We start from the raw sequence: 15,860 nt of genomic DNA, 5'->3' as shown, positions 1-15,860 counted from the left end.
CACTGCCCGACTCGCTGGCGGCTGCCGCGCCCGGCTGGTTCATCGACGCCGATGTGGTGGTCGTCGGTTCGGGGATCGCCGGGCTGTCCACCGCGATTCGCGCCACCCGCGCCGGCCGCAAGGTCATCGTTGTGACCAAGGCGAGAGTCGACGAGGGGTCGACGCGTTGGGCGCAGGGTGGCATCGCCGCATCCCTGGGACACGAGGACACCCCCGAGCAGCACCTGCAGGACACGCTGGTGGCCGGTGCCGGTCTGTGCGACCCCGCGGCGGTGCGGATCCTCGTGGAATCCGGGCCCGCGGCGGTGCGGCGGCTCATCGGGTGGGGGGCCGAGTTCGACCTGACCCCCGAGGGCGACATCGCGCTGACCCGCGAGGGCGGACACCACATGGACCGGATCGCACATGCCGGCGGCGATGCAACGGGCTACGAGATCGTGCGCGCGCTCGTCGCCGAAGTCGGGCAACGCATCCAGGTCATCGAGCACGCGTTGGTGCTGGACCTGCTGCAGGACGAGCGCGGCGCCGCGCAGGGGGTGACATTGCACGTCATGGGGGAGGGTCAGATCGACGGGGTTGGCGCGATCCTCGCCCCGGTCGTGGTGCTGGCCACCGGCGGCATCGGCCAGGTGTTCACCGCCTCCACGAATCCCAGCGTGGCGACCGGGGACGGCATCGGGCTGGGCCTGCGCGCGGGCGCCGCGGTGGCCGACATGGAGTTCGTGCAGTTCCATCCCACGGTGATGTACCTCGGTCCGTCGGTGTCCGGCCAGCAGCCGCTGGTCTCCGAGGCCGTGCGCGGTGAGGGTGCGGTCCTGCTGGACGACCAGGGCCGCCGTTTCATGGTCGGGGTGCACCCACTGGCGGAACTCGCGCCGCGTGATGTCGTGGCCAAGGCCATAATGCGGCAGATGCGGGCCAGTGGCGCCGACCACGTGTGGCTCGACGGCCGCCGGATCGACTGGGCGCGCCGTTTCCCGACCGTTCTGGCTTCCTGCGCCGAGCACGGCATCGATCCCACCGTCGACCTCATCCCGGTCGCGCCTGCCCAGCACTACCACTCCGGCGGGCTGCGCACCGACCTCTGGGGCCGCACCAACGTACCCGGCCTGTACGCGTGCGGGGGAGTGTTCGTGTACCGGGGTGCACGGGGCCAACCGCTTGGCGAGCAACTCCCTGCTCGAAGGGCTGGTCTTCGCCGACCGGATCTCCGATGTGCTGGCCGAGGACTCGTTCGCGCGCCGCGACCCCGTGGCCAAGACCAGCCCGTGGACCGCCGACGCTGGGCAACGGCGGTCCTTCCAGCAGGCGATGACCGAGGGTGTCGGCGTGCTGCGCAGCGCGGAGTCCATGCAGGCGACGGTGGCCGCACTCAGCGGCTTGGGGGCGGGGGAGCCGTCCACCGCCGCCTGGGAGATGACCAATCTGCTGCTCGTCGGCAAGGCACTGGCCCAGGCCGCCCTGCTGCGCGAGGAGACCCGTGGCTCGCACTGGCGCGAGGACTTCCCCCATCCCAGTGACCGGTGGCTGGTAAGGCTGCAGACGCAGGTCGTGGACGGGGAGATGGTGACCGAGGAGGTGGCACTGTGAGCCGAGACGTCGATGAGGTCATCGGGGTGGCGCTGGCCGAGGATCTGGCCGATGGGCCGGACGTCACCTCGGTGGCGACCATCCCGCCGGGGCACCGCTCGCAACTGGACCTGGTGGCCCGCGCCGATGGTGTGGTGGCGGGGCTGCAGGTGGCGCGCCGGGTTTTCGAGATCGTCGGCCCCGTCGTTGTGACGGTGCTGGCCACCGACGGTGACCGTGTGCGCCGTGGTGACGTCCTGCTGTCCGCGGTCGGGCCGACCCGAGACCTGCTCACCGCCGAGCGCAGCGCGCTGAACCTGCTCACGCACCTGTCCGGGGTGGCGACGGCCACGTCGGCCTGGGTCGATGCACTGGGCCCCGACGGGCCGAAGGTGCGCGACACCCGCAAGACCCTGCCCGGCCTGCGGGCACTGCAGAAGTACGCGGTGCGGTGCGGCGGCGGGGTGAACCACCGGATGTCGCTGTCGGACGCGGCGCTGGTCAAGGACAACCACGTCGTGGCAGCCGGCGGTGTCACCGAGGCGTTCACCGCTGTGCGAGAGGCGTTCCCCGGGGTGCCGGTCGAGGTGGAGGTGGACTCCTTGGAGCAGTTGGCCGAGGTACTCGAGGCGGGTGCGGACCTCGTCCTGCTCGACAACTTCACGCCCGAGCAGATGCGCGAGGCAGTGGGCATCAACGCCGGCCGCGCGCTGCTGGAGGCCTCCGGCGGCCTGACACTCGTGGACGCGCCCGAGGTGGCGGACACCGGAGTGGACTACGTGGCGGTGGGGGCGCTGACCCATTCGGTCACGGCATTGGACATCGGCGCCGACCTGCGGGAGGTGCGCGATGCTACTCACGATTGACATCGGCAACACCAACACCGTGCTGGGGTTGTTCGAGGGCGAGGCCCTGCAGCGCTCGTTCCGGGTCAAGACCGATCCCCGGGCCACGGCCGACGAGATGTTCATCCTGTACCGCGCTCTGCTGCGCGGGCACCCGCATCCGGACGGCATCGCCTTGTGCTCCACAGTCCCTGCGGTGCTGCGGGAAGTGCGGTGGATGATCGACGAGTACTACCCCGACACCCCGGCGGTGATCGTCGAGCCCGGCACCCGCACGGGTGTGCCGATCCTCACCGACAACCCGAAGGAAGTCGGTGCCGACCGCATCGTCAACACGCTGGCGGCGCACGCACTGTACGGCGGCCCCTGCGTCGTGGTCGACTTCGGAACGTCCACGAACCTCGATGTCGTGTCCGCGAAGGGGGAGTTCCTCGGCGGGGCGCTCGCCCCGGGCATCGAGATCTCGCTGGACGCCCTGGCCGCGCGGGCGGCGGCGTTGCGCAAGGTCGAGCTGGTCGCCCCGCGCTCGGTCATCGGCAAGAACACCGTTGAGGCGCTGCAGTCCGGTGCGCTCTTCGGCTTCGCCGGGCAGGTCGACGGCCTGGTGGACCGGATCAACGCGGAGTTGCCGCTCGAAGCCGTCATCGCCACCGGCGGATTGGCGCAGGTGGTGCTGCCCGAGTCCCGCACCATCACCGCGCACGAGCCGGATCTGACGCTGATCGGCCTGCGCTTGGTCTTCGAGAAGAACGCCTGACCCGGGGGGCAGCGGCACGGTGCGGGGCGGTGCGCGCCAGACTTGAAGCATGCACGTGAGGCCGGCCCGGACGCAGGATGTGCGTGTCATCCGGGAGCTGATCGACCAGTACGCGCCGGACCGCCGGCTACTGTCCAAGGCCACGGTCACGCTGTACGAGGACGTCACGGACTTCTTCGTCGCCGAGTCTGACGGCACGGTCGTCGGATGTGGGGCGCTGCACGTGATGTGGGAGGACCTCGCAGAGGTGCGCACGGTCGCGGTCCGCCCCGATCTGTTGCGTGGCGGCATCGGCTCGGCCATCCTGTCAGCACTCATCCAGCGTGGCCGCGACCTCGGCGTGTCCAGGATCTTCTGCCTCACGTTCGAGACGGACTTTTTCGCCTCCTACGGCTTCCAGCAGTTCGACGAGCGAGGAGTGGAAGCCCGCGTGTACGAGGAGTTGCTGCGGTCGCCCGACGAAGGCGTGGCGGAGTTCCTGGACCTCGAGCGGGTGCGGCCCAACACCCTGGGCAACACGCGGATGGTGCGGTTCCTGTAGCCGCGCCGGGGCTGTTCCGCCGCGCTTGGGCTGAAGGTGGGAGAGGTGGGGTGTGTCAAGAATCTCGGACACGGCTTGTAGTTCTTGATCATGCTGCCGGCCGGGCAGCGCGGTGGTCGTTCCAGGCTTGCCACGGGGTGCGGTAGTCCAGGGTGGAGTGGTGTCGTTTGCGGTTGTAGAACACCTCGATGTACTCGGCCACGGCATGCCGGGCACGGGCGTGGGTGGGGAACCAGTACCGGTGGTACATCTCGTTCTTCAACGTGGCGAACCAGCTCTCGGCGGCGGCGTTGTCCCAGCATTGACCGGTGCGTCCCATGCTGCGTGCGACGCCGAGGGTGGTGCAGCAGCGGGCGAATTCGTCGGAGGTGTACTGGCTGCCCCGGTCGGAGTGGAACACCGCCCCGGGGGCCAGGTAGCCGCCGTCGTGGGCCATGCGCAGGGCCTGGCAGACCAGGCTGGCGCGCATGTGATCGGCGATCGCCCAGCCGACCACCATCCGGGTGCACAGGTCGATCACGGTGGCCAGATACAGCCAGCCCTGCCCGGTACGCAGGTAGGTGATGTCCCCGACCAGCCGGGCCCCGGGAACCTCGGCGGTGAAGTCCCGGCCGATCGCATCCGTGGGGTATTCGGCGTCGGTGTCGGCCACGGTGGTGGTCTTGTAGGCCCGCGGCTGCACGGCGACCAGGTCCTGGTCGCGCATGATGTCCGCGACCGTGCCGACACTGACCGGCAGGCCGTGTTCGGTGTTCAGCACGTGTGCGATCCGCCGGCAGCCGTAGGTCTGCCGGTACTCGTCGAACACTGACCTCACCGCCTCGGTCAGCGCCGCGTGCCGGGCCGCGGTGGCGGTCACGGTGTCGGCCCGGCCGGCCCAGTCGTAGTAGCTGGAGCGGGGCACGTCCAGCAACTGGCACATCATCGTGATCGGATAGGTCGCCTTCTCCGCTTCGATCACCAGGCAGCGGTCTGCTACTGGTGCGTCTGGGCGAAGAAGGCCGCTGCTTTTTTTAGGAATTCGTTTTCCATCTTCAGCTTGCGGTTCTGGTCCTCCAGCTCCCGCAACCGGGCCCGCTCCACCGGGGTGAGCTCGGGTTCGGGTTCGGGGTTCTCCTCCCGCCACCGGGTCACCCAGTTCCCCAGGGTGCCCTCGTTGATCTGCAGATCCCGGGCGACCTGGGCGATCGGGTCACCGGACTGCAGCACCAACTGCACCGCCTCGGCCTTGAACTGCGCACTGAACTTACGACGATTTCCGGACATGCTAGGCATCCTCTCCTAAGTGGGGACCCTGTCCGGAATCCTTGGTACACCCCAAGGTCCGTATGGCGGGGAGTGATTCTGCACGGTTGGATCGCTCCCGGGTTGCGGTTTCGCTAACGCCTGGCGCTGGAGTGCACGGCGGCGGTCGGTGGGGTGCCTGTTGCGGCGCCCGGGGCTGTTCCGCCGCGCTCGGGCTGAAGGTGGGAGAGGTCCGTATGGCGGGGAGTGATTCTGCACGGTTGGATCGCTCCCGGGTTGCGGTTTCGCTAACGTCTGGCGCTGGAGTGCACGGCGGCGGTTCCTGTAGCCGCGCTCAGGGCTCCGCCGCGCTCGGGCTGAAGGTGGGAGAGGTCCGTACGCCGGGGAGTGATTCTGCACGGTTGGATCGCTCCCGGGTTGCGGTTTCGCTAACGTCTGGCGCTGGAGTGCACGGCGGCGGTCGGCGGCGGTTCCTGTAGCCGCGCTCGGGCTGAAGGTGGGAGAGGTCCGTACGCCGGGGAGTGATTCGGCGCGGGAGCCGACCTCCCCTTCACAGCAGCCGCAGCTCCCAGGCGACCGGGTCGTTGACCGCGAAGAAGTGCACCGCGTCGCGGGTGCTCACGGCCAGCACCGGGTGCGCAGTCGTGTGGTCGGGCAGGTCCCGGGTGGTCGTGGCCCCGGTGATGTCAAGGCGTTCGATGGTCACCACGCGTCCGGAGTTGCCGGCGAATATGAGTTGGCTGGGAGTCAGTCGCAGCACCCCGTAGCCGCGCTCCGGGCCCTGGGCGATCGCAGCCGGTTCCTCGATGTCCGCGGGATCCAGAGCCGGAAGTGCGCGACCGGGCAAGGGCTTGCTCTCACGGTCGAACGCAGTGGCGGCCAGGCGCATCAGGACGTACACCGTTGCCGCTGCCAGTACCAGCGCCAGGATGATCCTCGACACGTGATCGAGCCTAAGGGCTCAACGCACCGGCAGCAGCGTCTCCACCGGTGGGTCGGTCTGTTCCAGCAACGCCAGGAAGTACCGGGCGATCTCATCGGGGGACAACTCCGGGCTCGAACCGATCACGCCCTGGATCGTGATCATGGCCACCCGGATGTCGGTGAGTTCCTTTGCAGCTGCCAGCGCCAGGTTGCGCAGCGCGGCCTTCGCGCTGGCCAGAGCACTGGCGGGTGGCCACGGGTCCAGGGCCATTCCGCCGCCGGTGACGAAGAACGCGGACCCTTCTGGCATCAGGGGGACTGCGGCTTGCAGCGCCGCCCACGCGCCGAGGCAGCCCACTCGCCATGACCTCTCGACCGCCTCGAGCGGGACCGCACTCGGCGAGCCCTCGAACATGACGGACGCGTTGTAGTGCACTAGGTCGGGTGCGCCGAGCCGGTCCGCGGCTTCGCGTACGACTGCGGTGACGGCGGCGGGATCGCCGAGGTCCGCAGCCAGGCCCACGGCGCCGCCGACCTGCGCGGCCAGTTCCTCCGCAACCTCCGGCCGACGGGTCACCATCGCGACGCCCCGGTGGGTCTCGGCGTACGCGCGTGCCAGTGACAGACCCAGACCCGGGCCGGCTCCGAGGACGATGGCACTCATGACAACGTCTGGGTCACGAGGTCACGGGCGGCGCCCTGTACCTGCGCGAGATGCTCGGCGCCGACCCAGCTCTCCGCGTAGATCTTGTAGACGTCCTCCGTGCCGGAGGGCCGGGCCGCGAACCAGGCCTGCGCGGTCTCCACCTTCAGGCCGCCGATCGCCGCCCCGTTGCCCGGAGCCTCGGTGAGCACACGCGTGATCGGGTCCCCGGCGAGTTCGGTGGCCGTCACCTGGTCGGCGCTGAGTTGCGACAGCCTCGCCTTCTGCTCCCGGGTTGCGGGGGCGTCGATACGCGCATAGTGGCTTGTGCCGTAGGTGTCGGCCAACTGCGCGTACCGCTGGCTGGGTGAGGTCCCAGTGACGGCGATGATCTCGCTGGCCAGTAGCGCGAGCAGGATGCCGTCCTTGTCCGTGGTCCACGTCGTGCCGTCCTTGCGCAGGAAGGACGCCCCGGCGGACTCCTCCCCGCCGAAGACCACCTCGCCGCTGCGCAGCCCCGGAACGAACCACTTGAAGCCGACTGGCACCTCGAGCAGCGACCGCCCGTGACCGGCCACGACCTTGTCGATCATCGACGAACTGACCAGGGTCTTGCCCACGGCAGCGGCGCTGGACCAGCCGGGGCGATGTGTCACGAGGTAGTCGATGGCCACCGCGAGGTAGTGGTTGGGGTTCATCAGGCCGGCATCGGGCGTCACGATGCCGTGGCGATCGCTGTCGGCGTCGTTGCCCGTGGCCACCTGGTACTGATCCTTGGCGGCGACCAGCGACGCCATCGCCGAGGGGGACGAACAGTCCATCCGGATCTTGCCGTCCCAGTCCAGTGTCATGAAGGCGAACTGCGGGTCGGTGCGGGGGTTGACGACGGTGAGGTCGAGGCCGTAGCGATCCGCGATGGCCCCCCAGTAGGCCACACTCGCGCCGCCCAACGGATCGGCGCCGATGCGCACCCCCGCTGACTTGATGGCGTCGATGTCCAGGATCGTGGGCAGGTCGTCGACGTAGTCGCTGATGAAGTCGAAGGTGCTCACCTGTGCGCGCGCCCGCGACAGCGGCACTCGCCGGACCCCCCGCAGGCCGGCGCGCAACAGGTCGTTGGCGCGGTCCTGGATCCACTTGGTGATGGCCGTGTCCGCCGGGCCGCCGTCCGGGGGGTTGTACTTGAAACCGCCGTCGCTCGGGGGGTTGTGCGAGGGGGTGACGACGATGCCGTCGGCGTTGCGCCCCTGCCCGTTGAGCGTGAGGATCGCGTGGCTGATCGCGGGGGTCGGCACGAAACCGTCGTGGACGTCGACGAGGACCGGCACGTCGTTGGCGACCAGGACCTCCAGGGCGGTGGCGTAGGCGGGTTCGGACAGTCCATGGGTGTCCCGGCCGATGAGCAGCGGGCCGTCGATGCCCTGCCCCGCCCGGTACTCGCAGATCGCCTGGGTCGTCGCGGCGATGTGGTCGTCGTTGAAGCTGGCGGTGAAGCTGGACCCGCGGTGCCCGGAGGTGCCGAAACTCACCTGCTGACCGGGATCGTCGGGGTCGGGGTGCAGCGTGTAGTAGGCCGTGATGAGACGGGCGACATCGACGAGATCATCGGTCTGGGCGGGGTGTCCGGCTCGGGGATCGCTCATGAATCGCAGGTTAGTCGCCACCACTGGTTGAATGGCACCGTGGATGCGCAGGGATGGGACCGCCGGTATCAGGAGAGCGAGTTCGTCTGGAGTCTCGAGCCCAACGTCTTCGTGGCCGAGCACGTGCGCGACCGTTCGCCCGGCTGGGCCATCGACCTCGGCGCCGGCGAGGGACGCAATGCGGTGTGGCTGGCCCAGAAGGGCTGGAACGTGACAGCCGTCGACTTCTCAGCGGTGGGCCTGCAGAAGGCGCGGACCATGGCCTTTGAAGCCGGGGTCGAACTGGCCACCGTCGTCAGCGACGTCGAGGCCTGCGCGCCGCCGACGGAGGTGGACCTGGTCCTGCTGTCCTAGCTGCAGATCCCCGACGCCCACCAACGGCGACTGCTGCACAAGGTGAAGCACTGGCTGCAGTCCGGCGGCGCGGTCCTGGTCGTCGCGCACGACAAGTCCAACATCGAGTTCGGCCACGGCGGTCCGCAGGACGCCGACGTCTGCTACTCGGTGGAGCAGACCGTCGAGGCACTGGGGGGCCTGCGCATCGACGTCGCAGAGGTCGCCACCCGGCAGACCGATGACGGCCCCGCGCTGGACACGGTGGTGCTGGCCTCTCGGCCTAGGCCCCGGGTGCCGCGACCATCGCGGTGCAGCAACACACGTTGGACACGTTGGTCGCCGCCGTGGCCACGTTGCAGGGACGGTAGCAGCAGCCGTGGCCTCCCGCCGCCCGACCACCGCCGCGCAGAAGCAGGCCGCCCGGGGGCGCCGCGAGGACAAGCTGCGTGCCATGCGACCAGTTGGCGGACGCGGTGGTCGATCTGCGCAGTTCCCCGGCGTGGACCGCGTGGCTGGACACCGCCGCGCGGTTTCCCCGGTACAGCCTGAACAACCAGTTGCTGATCGGCGGGCAGCGGCCCGACGCGACGCTGGTGTGCGGGTACCAGGCGTGGAAAGCGATGGGCCGGCAGGTCCGCAAGGGGGAGAAGGGCATCTCGATCCTGGCCCCGATCACACGCACAGTCCCCGCGGAGCACACCCCCAGCACCCGGGATCCCGGCCCCGGGACGGTCGAGGACCCCGGGGCGCGCACGGTGGTCGCCGGGTTCATGCCGGTGCCGGTGTTCGACGTGTCCCAGACCGACGGCGACCCGCTGCCCGCACCGCCGGCCCCGCAACTGGTGGACGGGCAGGCCCCGGCCGGGCTATGGGAGGCGCTGGCCGGACAGGTCGCCGCGGCCGGGTTCACCGTGGCGCGCGCCGACACCGCCGCCGGGCTGGGCGGGGCGAACGGGGTGACCGACTTCACCACCCGGACGGTGACCGTGCGCGCGGACACCTCGGCGGCCCAGGCGGTCAAGACCCTGGCCCACGAACTCGGGCACGTGCTGCTCCATGGCCCGGCCGATGGTGCCCGGCCGGCCTGCCGGGGGATCGTCGAGGTGGAGGCGGAGTCGGTGGCCTACCTGGTGACCACCAGCCACGGCATGAACACCGCCGGCTACTCGTTCGCCTACATCGCCGGCTGGGCCGACGCGGCCCCCGACCCGGGCGCGGCGCTACGGTCCACCGCGGAACGGGTCCGCGCCGCGGCGACCAGCATCCTGGACGCGGTCGCCCCGGAGCCGGCCCTGACCCAGGAACTCGCCGACCGGGCGCAGCACCGGTTCGGGCTGCTGGAGGCGGCCACAGCGATCGACACCCGCGCCGACCTGCTGACCGCCGGCACCGACCCGACCGTCGAGGCCCTGCAGGCAGCCGTGCAGGACGCCCAGGTGTGGTTCGTCGCCCAGGCCGCCGCATCGCCGGGCTGGGCAGACGCGGTGCGCGCCCGCGGGATCGACGCGTCGGTGGCCGCCCAGTTCGGGATCGGGTGGGCCCCGGCCGGGTGGACCGGGCTGCTGGACCACCTGCGTGCGGCCGGGCATTCCGATGCGGCGATCCAGGCCGCCGGTCTGGCCCGGCCCGCGCGCACCGGGCGGCTGATCGACGCGTTGCGCAGCCGCATCACCTTCCCCTACACCGACCCCGGCGGGCAGGTGCTCGGGTTCACCGCCCGCGCCGCGGGGGTTGTCCGGGAGGGAACCCCCAAGTACCTGAACTCCCCGGCCAGCGCCCTGTTCAGCAAACGCGAGCAGCTGTACGGGCTGCACGCGCGCACCCCGGCCACCGAAGCCCTGGTGCTGGTGGAAGGCCCGTGGGATGCCGCCGCGGTCACCTACGCCACCAACGCCCGCCAGGTCGGGGTGGCCGCCAACGGCACCGCCCTGACCGCCGCCCACGCCCAGCAGCTGGCCGCGACCGGCCTGCCGGTCACCGTGTGGACAGACCCCGACCAGGCCGGGCAGACCGCCGCCCGCACCGCTTATGACACCCTGACCGCCGCCGGGGTGCCCACCCCCCGGCACGCCCAGGTCGCGCTGGTGGACCCAAGCGATTTCCAGCGCATGTTCGGCCCCGCCGCCGTCGTGGATGCGCTGGCCGACACCGACCCGCTGGCCCTGACCGTGGTCACCGGCGAGATGGCTGCTGTGCACGGCAAAGGGCTGCACGCCCAGGTCGATACGGTGCGCCGCCTCGGCCCGGTCACCGCCGGGCTAACCGATGCTGACCGCAACACGATCATCGGGCGGATCGCCTACGACACCGGCCTGGCCCCGGCATCGGTGGCCGCCGCACTGACAGAAGGACACCACCCGCCGGGAAAACCCGCAGGGGCGGCCACCACCGCCCCGCCCACCCCTAGACCCCGCCAGCAGCCCAGCGCCGCCCACCCCGCAGCGTCGCTGTAGAGGCGGGACCGGGGCTCAGGACGGCATGAACGTTGCGGGCACAGTGCTGGTGGTCAAGGACAAGAAGTACCGGGTGCAGATCGTGCCGGTCGGCGCCGGAGGTCAGGGACCGGTGAAAACGATCACCCTCAAAGCCCCCAGGGTCACGGCCAGGTTGTCCGGCAGGGTCGAGGTGGTAACCATCGCGCCAGGCGCATCGAGCAGCATCGGGATCACGAGGTGCAGGGCCCGTGCCGGACCTGGTGGACCGAGCGGCGACATCGAGTCCTCCATCGACACTCAGGCGGGGCGAAGATCTGGGGTCCGAAGGGGTCGTCTTCCCCTGGTTTCACACCAGCCGGAGACGCGGGCGAGAAGAAGTCGCTCGCCACATGCCAAGGGTCCTGCCAGGGTCGGCAGTCCTGCCGGGTTTCGCTCTGATCGCGCGGTGAGGGCTCACATCGCATGCCGGGATGGCTGCCTGCCATAGTGTCTGCGAACAACGAGGACGGGTCTGGCCCCGGCCACCTGTCCGAACGGAGGGATCCGATGGCAACGCTCTACCGCGACACCGGCTTTTCGCTGGTGCACCTGGTCGAGGACATCAAGAAGGGCAACATTGCCCTGCCCGACATTCAGCGCCCTTTCGTGTGGTCGGCCGCCAAGGTTCGCGACCTGTTCGACTCCATGTACCACGGGTTCCCGGTCGGCACCTTGATGTTCTGGGAAACAGGCGCTGATGTCGGTACCCGACAGGTCGGCGGCGGGGAGTCCGACCGTGTCGCCCGATTGCTGATCGTCGACGGCCAACAGCGCCTCACCTCGCTTTACGCGGTGATGACGGGCAATGCCGTGCTCACCAAGACCTTTGAACGACGGCGTATCCGCATCGGGTTCAAGCCCAGCGACCAGACCTTCGAGGTCACGGACGCTGCCATCGAGCGTGATCCTGAATTCATCCTGACATCACGGTGCTGTGGAGCGATGGATACCGGCAGGAGGAACGCGATTGGCTCGCGCGGCTTGTAAAGGGTAGGGGCGCTGACCTCACCGACACAGAGAAGGACGTGCTACGCGACCGTATCGACCGCGTGCACGACCTGACCAACTTTCGGTTCCAGGTGATTGAACTCAGTGCCGACGCGGAGGAGGAACAGGTCGCCGACATCTTCGTACGCACCAACTCCGAAGGGGTTCAACTCAACCAAGCCGACTTCATCCTGACTTTGATGTCGGTGCACTGGGAACAGGGCCGACGCGACCTGGAGCAGTTCGCCCGGAGCGCTGTTGATCCCGCCGTCACCGGCACTTCTGCCCGCAACCCCTTCATCGACCCTGCCCCCGACCAAATGCTGCGAGCCGCCGTCGGGCTGGCGTTTCGCCGCGGCCGGCTGCAGCACGTTTACAGCATCCTGCGAGGCAAGGATCTCGACACCGGCGACGTCAGCGAGGACCGCCGGACTGACCAGTTCCAGCGGCTGAAAGCCGCTCAGGGCCAGGTACTCAACCTCACGAACTGGCACGAGTTCCTCAAATGCATCTCCACCGCCGGGTTCCGCGACCGCAAGATGGTCACCAGCGCCAACGCGCTGATCTACACATACATCCTGTGGCTGATCGGCAAACGCGACTTCTCTGTCCCCGGACCAGTCCTTCGTGCCGCGATCGCACGCTGGTTCTTCATGGCCCACACAACTGGCCGCTACACCAGCAGCCCCGAAAGCCAGATCGAATCCGACCTCGCCCGGCTTCGTCCCCTCATCCAAGGCGACGCTGCCGGCTTCTGCTCCGAACTGGACCGCGTCATCAGCGCCAACTTCACCGGCGACTACTGGGACATCACCCTGCCTACCCGGCTGGAGACGTCATCCTCTCGATCCCCCGCGCTTTTTGCTTACTGGGCAGCGCTGAATCTGCTGGACGCCCAGGTCCTGTTCAGCGACCAGAAGATCCGGGACCTCATGGACCCCCACACCACCGCCCCGCGGGCGATCGAACGCCACCACTTGTTCCCTCGCAAGTACCTGGAAGGTCTGGGCATCACCGCCACGACCCAGGTCAATGCCATCGCCAACATGGCGTTCCTGGATTGGCCTGGGAGAACGCCAAGATCGGCGCCCAAGGGCCCGCCGACTACTGGGGCCCCATGACCATCTCACTGGCCGACGACGTCGTCACGCGCCAGCGCTACTGGCACGCCCTTCCACAAGGCTGGGAACAACTGTCATACAGCGAGTTCCTGGAGAAGCGCCGCCAGTTGATCGCCCACGTCATCCATGACGGTTACAAGACCCTGACCAGCCACGACACCCCACCCACGGCCTCCTCACCACCGAGGACCTCATCGCCTCCGGTGAGTCGCAGTGCCTGGAGTTCAAGTCCACCGTCCGGTTCAACATGTACACCCAGGAACCCGACAAACGCCTGGGCAGGTTGCGGTCAAGACTGTGGCCGGATTCCTCAACAGCGACGGCGGCGTGTTGGCCATCGGTGTCGATGACGAGGGACAGCCCCTCGGCGTGGACAGCGACTTGGCCACGTTCAAGAGCAAGCCCAATCTGGACGGTTTGGAACTGTTCCTGCGAGAACTGTTCGACGCCAACCTATCTACGACGACCGCAGGATTGGTCCGCATCTCCTTCGAACCCCTCAGTGGAATCACGATCGGCCTCGTTCGTGTCACGCCGTCCGGAAAGCCGGTATTCGCCAAAGGCCAGAACGGAAGGGGGTCATACCGACTTCTGGGTCCGCATTGGGAATGCCAGTAAGCAACTGCACGGGGAAGAGATGCTGCACTATCAGGCCGAGCACTGGGGAAGCTAGGCGTCAGCGTGTAGGGTCGCCAATTCGATCGCACCCATGTGGCTAGTCCGCCTCAATGCGGGCGACCACGACAGTATGCGAGGCATCGCTGCGGGGTGCCCGGGCCTGGGCCGGACCGCCGCGTGATCTGGGAGGGCTGGATCGACGCCGCCTCCAAACCCGGCGAGGCGGAAGGGCTGGTGTTCGCGCTACCTGACCAAATCCACCGGACTCGACCAGCAGGACTGCGCAGCATCGCCGAGTCCGATCCCGCCGCCGAGGTTCAGACCACTAGCCCGCGACCCGACCCACCCAGGCCATTGGACGTTCCGTATCGCCGGCACCGGATTCAACGGCACCTTCCGCGTCGGAATCGACCACGCCTAGCGCAGGGCCGAAGCCCCCGTTCACGAAGCCTGGACCTCCCGACCAGCCGAGCGCTTACGAGGTCTCGACACCGCACTCCGTTACGCGGTAACGTGGGGTTATGGCCTTGACGAATGCTGAACGGCAAGCCAGCTACCGGGCACGTAACCGGGCCGCCGGGGTCGATCCGGAGGTGGCGGATCGGCCGGTGACCGAGCGGTTGAGCACGGTGATCGACCTGACCGCGAAACGCAACCACAACCAGGGCGAGGCCGCGCTGGTGATTCCTGAACGTCGCGGCGCGGGGGAGTACTGGCAGGTTGGGGACCGGGCCGCGGACCAGCGTGCGGCCCGGGCGGTGCGACGGATGACCGGTCGGAGGGGAGCCGCCAGCAGCCCCCCTGATGCGCGGCTGTCTGCCCCAGCTCGCCCCCGGTCTCAGGCGTACGATCACGTGTCGTGCGTGGTTCGGGGTGTCGTGCCGGAACTTGCCCCGGGCATGCGTGCGACGGTTTGCGTCAGACTCGGGTACGCAGGACTGACCGGAAGTCGCAGGGCATCGCCTGGTCCGGGACTGACGGGGGTGAGGGGGTGAGGGGAGAGGCAGATGGACAGAGTCGGATTGGCACGGCGCATCATTGACTTCGGGTTGACCCAGGCCGACCTGGAACTCGGCCGCGACATTGGTCTGGCCGGCGCTGCTCGACCCGGCGCCGGACTCGGCGGATCGGTTGCCACGCGCTGACTATGTGGTGATCACCTGGACGGTGGCTGAGCTGCAGGCCCTCGCCGACGTGTTGACCCCGGGGGTGTCTAGCACGAAATGGCATCCCTACGACCGGGACTTCGCCACGAGGCATCTGCCGAATATCCGCTCGGGTGCGCCAGCCCGGGCCGCGAACCGGTTGGGCAGTTACTGCCCGACGGTGATCAGGGGCAAGTCGGTGCTGTGCCTGAAGTCCGAACTTCATCCGAACCAGACGGGGTCAAGACCGGCGACGGCACGCCCCGCTTCCGGTCGCCGACCTGTTCCGGCAGATCATCGAGGAGGTGCAGCCGAAACTGGTCATCACCACCGGCACGGCGGGCGCCACCTACGCCGACCACGACTTGGGCGATGTGATGATCACCCGGCGGCACCAGGGTGAGAACGGCGATCGAAAACCAGGGATAGGAGTTGTTGTTGTGATTGACAGGCATATGTCAGCGCATAAGCAGGCTGCATGCCCCCTCCTACATGTTGGCGGGCGACAATGTCGGTCATCGGCGCAGTGCCCGTAGTCACATCACCGCGAGGCAGTCGGAGCAGTTCACGTCGCTCGTGTTTGAGGTCCACACGTCGCCCTTGCGCTTCCCGCACGCGGCCCGCGGCCCCGAGGAGCCCACGTCGTAATGGATGAGGGCAGTGTCCGGGTCAGGCCACGGCCAGCAGTTGGGGGACGTAAACGGGGAGCAGTACGCCTGGTCATGGCGTTCCTGGTACCCGTCAGCGGTAGGACGGCCGCAGTTTGGACAGTCGCTGTTGGCCATTTTGCCTCCGGTGAGTGCTGAAGAATATGTGACGGCTCGGGACCCAACAGTATGGAGGCTTGCACAACGCTGTCTTGTAGCGCTCGACCTTTGAACGATCCTTCTGTCGCACCTCACTGCCATCATGGAAAAGTGGTCAACAAAGTCAGGTGTGCAAGCCTCGCGCCCGTGAAGGGTGAGGTGTGCGTGATTTCGCTCGTGGGGGTCTCCGATGGGTTCATGGCCGA

At 68.6% G+C, this 15,860-nt stretch carries 12 protein-coding genes and 2 pseudogenes; 9 read left to right on the top strand and 5 right to left on the bottom strand.

Translation table 11 applies throughout. The features are described 5' to 3' along the window. Window positions 1–2 precede the first annotated feature (2 nt). From IPG68_14775 to IPG68_14760, 4 genes and pseudogenes are all read left to right on the top strand, one after another. A pseudogene (locus tag IPG68_14775) lies at window positions 3–1,590 on the top strand (L-aspartate oxidase). Then, on the top strand, window positions 1,587–2,435 hold the full coding sequence (locus IPG68_14770) for a carboxylating nicotinate-nucleotide diphosphorylase (protein ID MBK6764442.1): 849 nt from the start codon (window positions 1,587–1,589) through the stop codon (window positions 2,433–2,435). The pseudogene IPG68_14775 and the gene IPG68_14770 overlap by 4 nt, the downstream one beginning before the upstream one ends. Further along, window positions 2,419–3,171, top strand: coding sequence for a type III pantothenate kinase (locus IPG68_14765; protein ID MBK6764441.1), 753 nt, complete (start codon window positions 2,419–2,421; stop codon window positions 3,169–3,171). Before IPG68_14770 ends, IPG68_14765 begins: the two co-directional genes overlap by 17 nt. A gap of 49 nt (window positions 3,172–3,220) precedes the next feature. Further along, complete coding sequence (locus IPG68_14760) at window positions 3,221–3,712, top strand: amino-acid N-acetyltransferase (protein MBK6764440.1); 492 nt, start codon at window positions 3,221–3,223, stop codon at window positions 3,710–3,712. Window positions 3,713–3,800: 88 nt separating this feature from the next. Here IPG68_14760 and IPG68_14755 read toward each other — a convergent pair. The 4 genes from IPG68_14755 to IPG68_14740 form a co-directional block, all read right to left on the bottom strand. Beyond that, window positions 3,801–4,978 (bottom strand): IS3 family transposase gene (locus IPG68_14755; protein MBK6764439.1). Its coding sequence is split into 2 segments (ribosomal slippage): window positions 3,801–4,726 and window positions 4,726–4,978, totalling 1,179 coding nucleotides; the frame shifts between segments, so codons are not numbered across the junction. Window positions 4,979–5,507: 529 nt separating this feature from the next. Beyond that, window positions 5,508–5,900 (bottom strand): hypothetical protein, encoded by a 393-nt coding sequence (locus IPG68_14750; protein ID MBK6764438.1) that lies wholly within the window; start codon window positions 5,898–5,900, stop codon window positions 5,508–5,510. Window positions 5,901–5,918: 18 nt separating this feature from the next. After that, window positions 5,919–6,545 carry an SDR family oxidoreductase gene (locus tag IPG68_14745; GenBank protein ID MBK6764437.1) on the bottom strand — a complete coding sequence of 209 codons (627 nt, stop codon included), beginning with the start codon at window positions 6,543–6,545 and terminating at the stop codon, window positions 5,919–5,921. Beyond that, a complete protein-coding gene (locus IPG68_14740) occupies window positions 6,542–8,167 on the bottom strand; it encodes an alpha-D-glucose phosphate-specific phosphoglucomutase (protein MBK6764436.1) in 1,626 nt (541 codons plus the stop codon). Before IPG68_14740 ends, IPG68_14745 begins: the two co-directional genes overlap by 4 nt. 39 nt (window positions 8,168–8,206) lie before the next feature. On the opposite strand from IPG68_14740, the gene IPG68_14735 reads away from it, so the two are divergent. Continuing rightward, window positions 8,207–8,521 (top strand): class I SAM-dependent methyltransferase, encoded by a 315-nt coding sequence (locus IPG68_14735; GenBank protein MBK6764435.1) that lies wholly within the window; start codon window positions 8,207–8,209, stop codon window positions 8,519–8,521. Between the two features lie 428 nt (window positions 8,522–8,949). After that, window positions 8,950–10,956: a toprim domain-containing protein gene (locus IPG68_14730; protein MBK6764434.1), complete on the top strand. Its 2,007-nt coding sequence runs from the start codon at window positions 8,950–8,952 to the stop codon at window positions 10,954–10,956. Between the two features lie 102 nt (window positions 10,957–11,058). Here the strand turns inward: IPG68_14730 and IPG68_14725 are convergent, their stop codons facing one another. Then, window positions 11,059–11,217: a hypothetical protein gene (locus tag IPG68_14725; protein MBK6764433.1), complete on the bottom strand. Its 159-nt coding sequence runs from the start codon at window positions 11,215–11,217 to the stop codon at window positions 11,059–11,061. 267 nt (window positions 11,218–11,484) lie between these two features. On the opposite strand from IPG68_14725, the pseudogene IPG68_14720 reads away from it, so the two are divergent. The 3 genes and pseudogenes from IPG68_14720 to IPG68_14710 all read left to right on the top strand — a co-directional run bounded on the left by IPG68_14720 (window position 11,485) and on the right by IPG68_14710 (window position 15,384). Continuing rightward, window positions 11,485–13,758, top strand: a pseudogene (locus tag IPG68_14720) (DUF262 domain-containing protein). A gap of 952 nt (window positions 13,759–14,710) precedes the next feature. Continuing rightward, window positions 14,711–14,848 carry a hypothetical protein gene (locus IPG68_14715; protein MBK6764432.1) on the top strand — a complete coding sequence of 46 codons (138 nt, stop codon included), beginning with the start codon at window positions 14,711–14,713 and terminating at the stop codon, window positions 14,846–14,848. Window positions 14,849–15,153: 305 nt separating this feature from the next. After that, window positions 15,154–15,384 (top strand): hypothetical protein, encoded by a 231-nt coding sequence (locus IPG68_14710; protein ID MBK6764431.1) that lies wholly within the window; start codon window positions 15,154–15,156, stop codon window positions 15,382–15,384. The last annotated feature ends 476 nt before the right edge of the window (window positions 15,385–15,860 follow it).

It is taken from the genome of Micrococcales bacterium (assembly GCA_016703125.1).
Lineage (GTDB): Bacteria > Actinomycetota > Actinomycetes > S36-B12 > UBA10799 > JADKAV01.
Note: the sequence above shows the minus strand (reverse complement) of the source record. Positions and strands in the feature narration are given on the sequence as shown.

Bases quoted from the DNA above. Each gene is read 5' to 3' on its own strand.
- IPG68_14715 (MBK6764432.1), top strand. From the start codon at position 14,711: ATGGACAGAGTCGGATTGGCACGGCGCATCATTGACTTCGGGTTGACC.
- IPG68_14745 (MBK6764437.1), bottom strand. From the start codon at position 6,545: ATGAGTGCCATCGTCCTCGGAGCCGGCCCGGGTCTGGGTCTGTCACTG.
- IPG68_14725 (MBK6764433.1), bottom strand. From the start codon at position 11,217: ATGTCGCCGCTCGGTCCACCAGGTCCGGCACGGGCCCTGCACCTCGTG.
- IPG68_14740 (MBK6764436.1), bottom strand. From the start codon at position 8,167: ATGAGCGATCCCCGAGCCGGACACCCCGCCCAGACCGATGATCTCGTC.
- IPG68_14760 (MBK6764440.1), top strand. From the start codon at position 3,221: ATGCACGTGAGGCCGGCCCGGACGCAGGATGTGCGTGTCATCCGGGAG.
- IPG68_14765 (MBK6764441.1), top strand. From the start codon at position 2,419: ATGCTACTCACGATTGACATCGGCAACACCAACACCGTGCTGGGGTTG.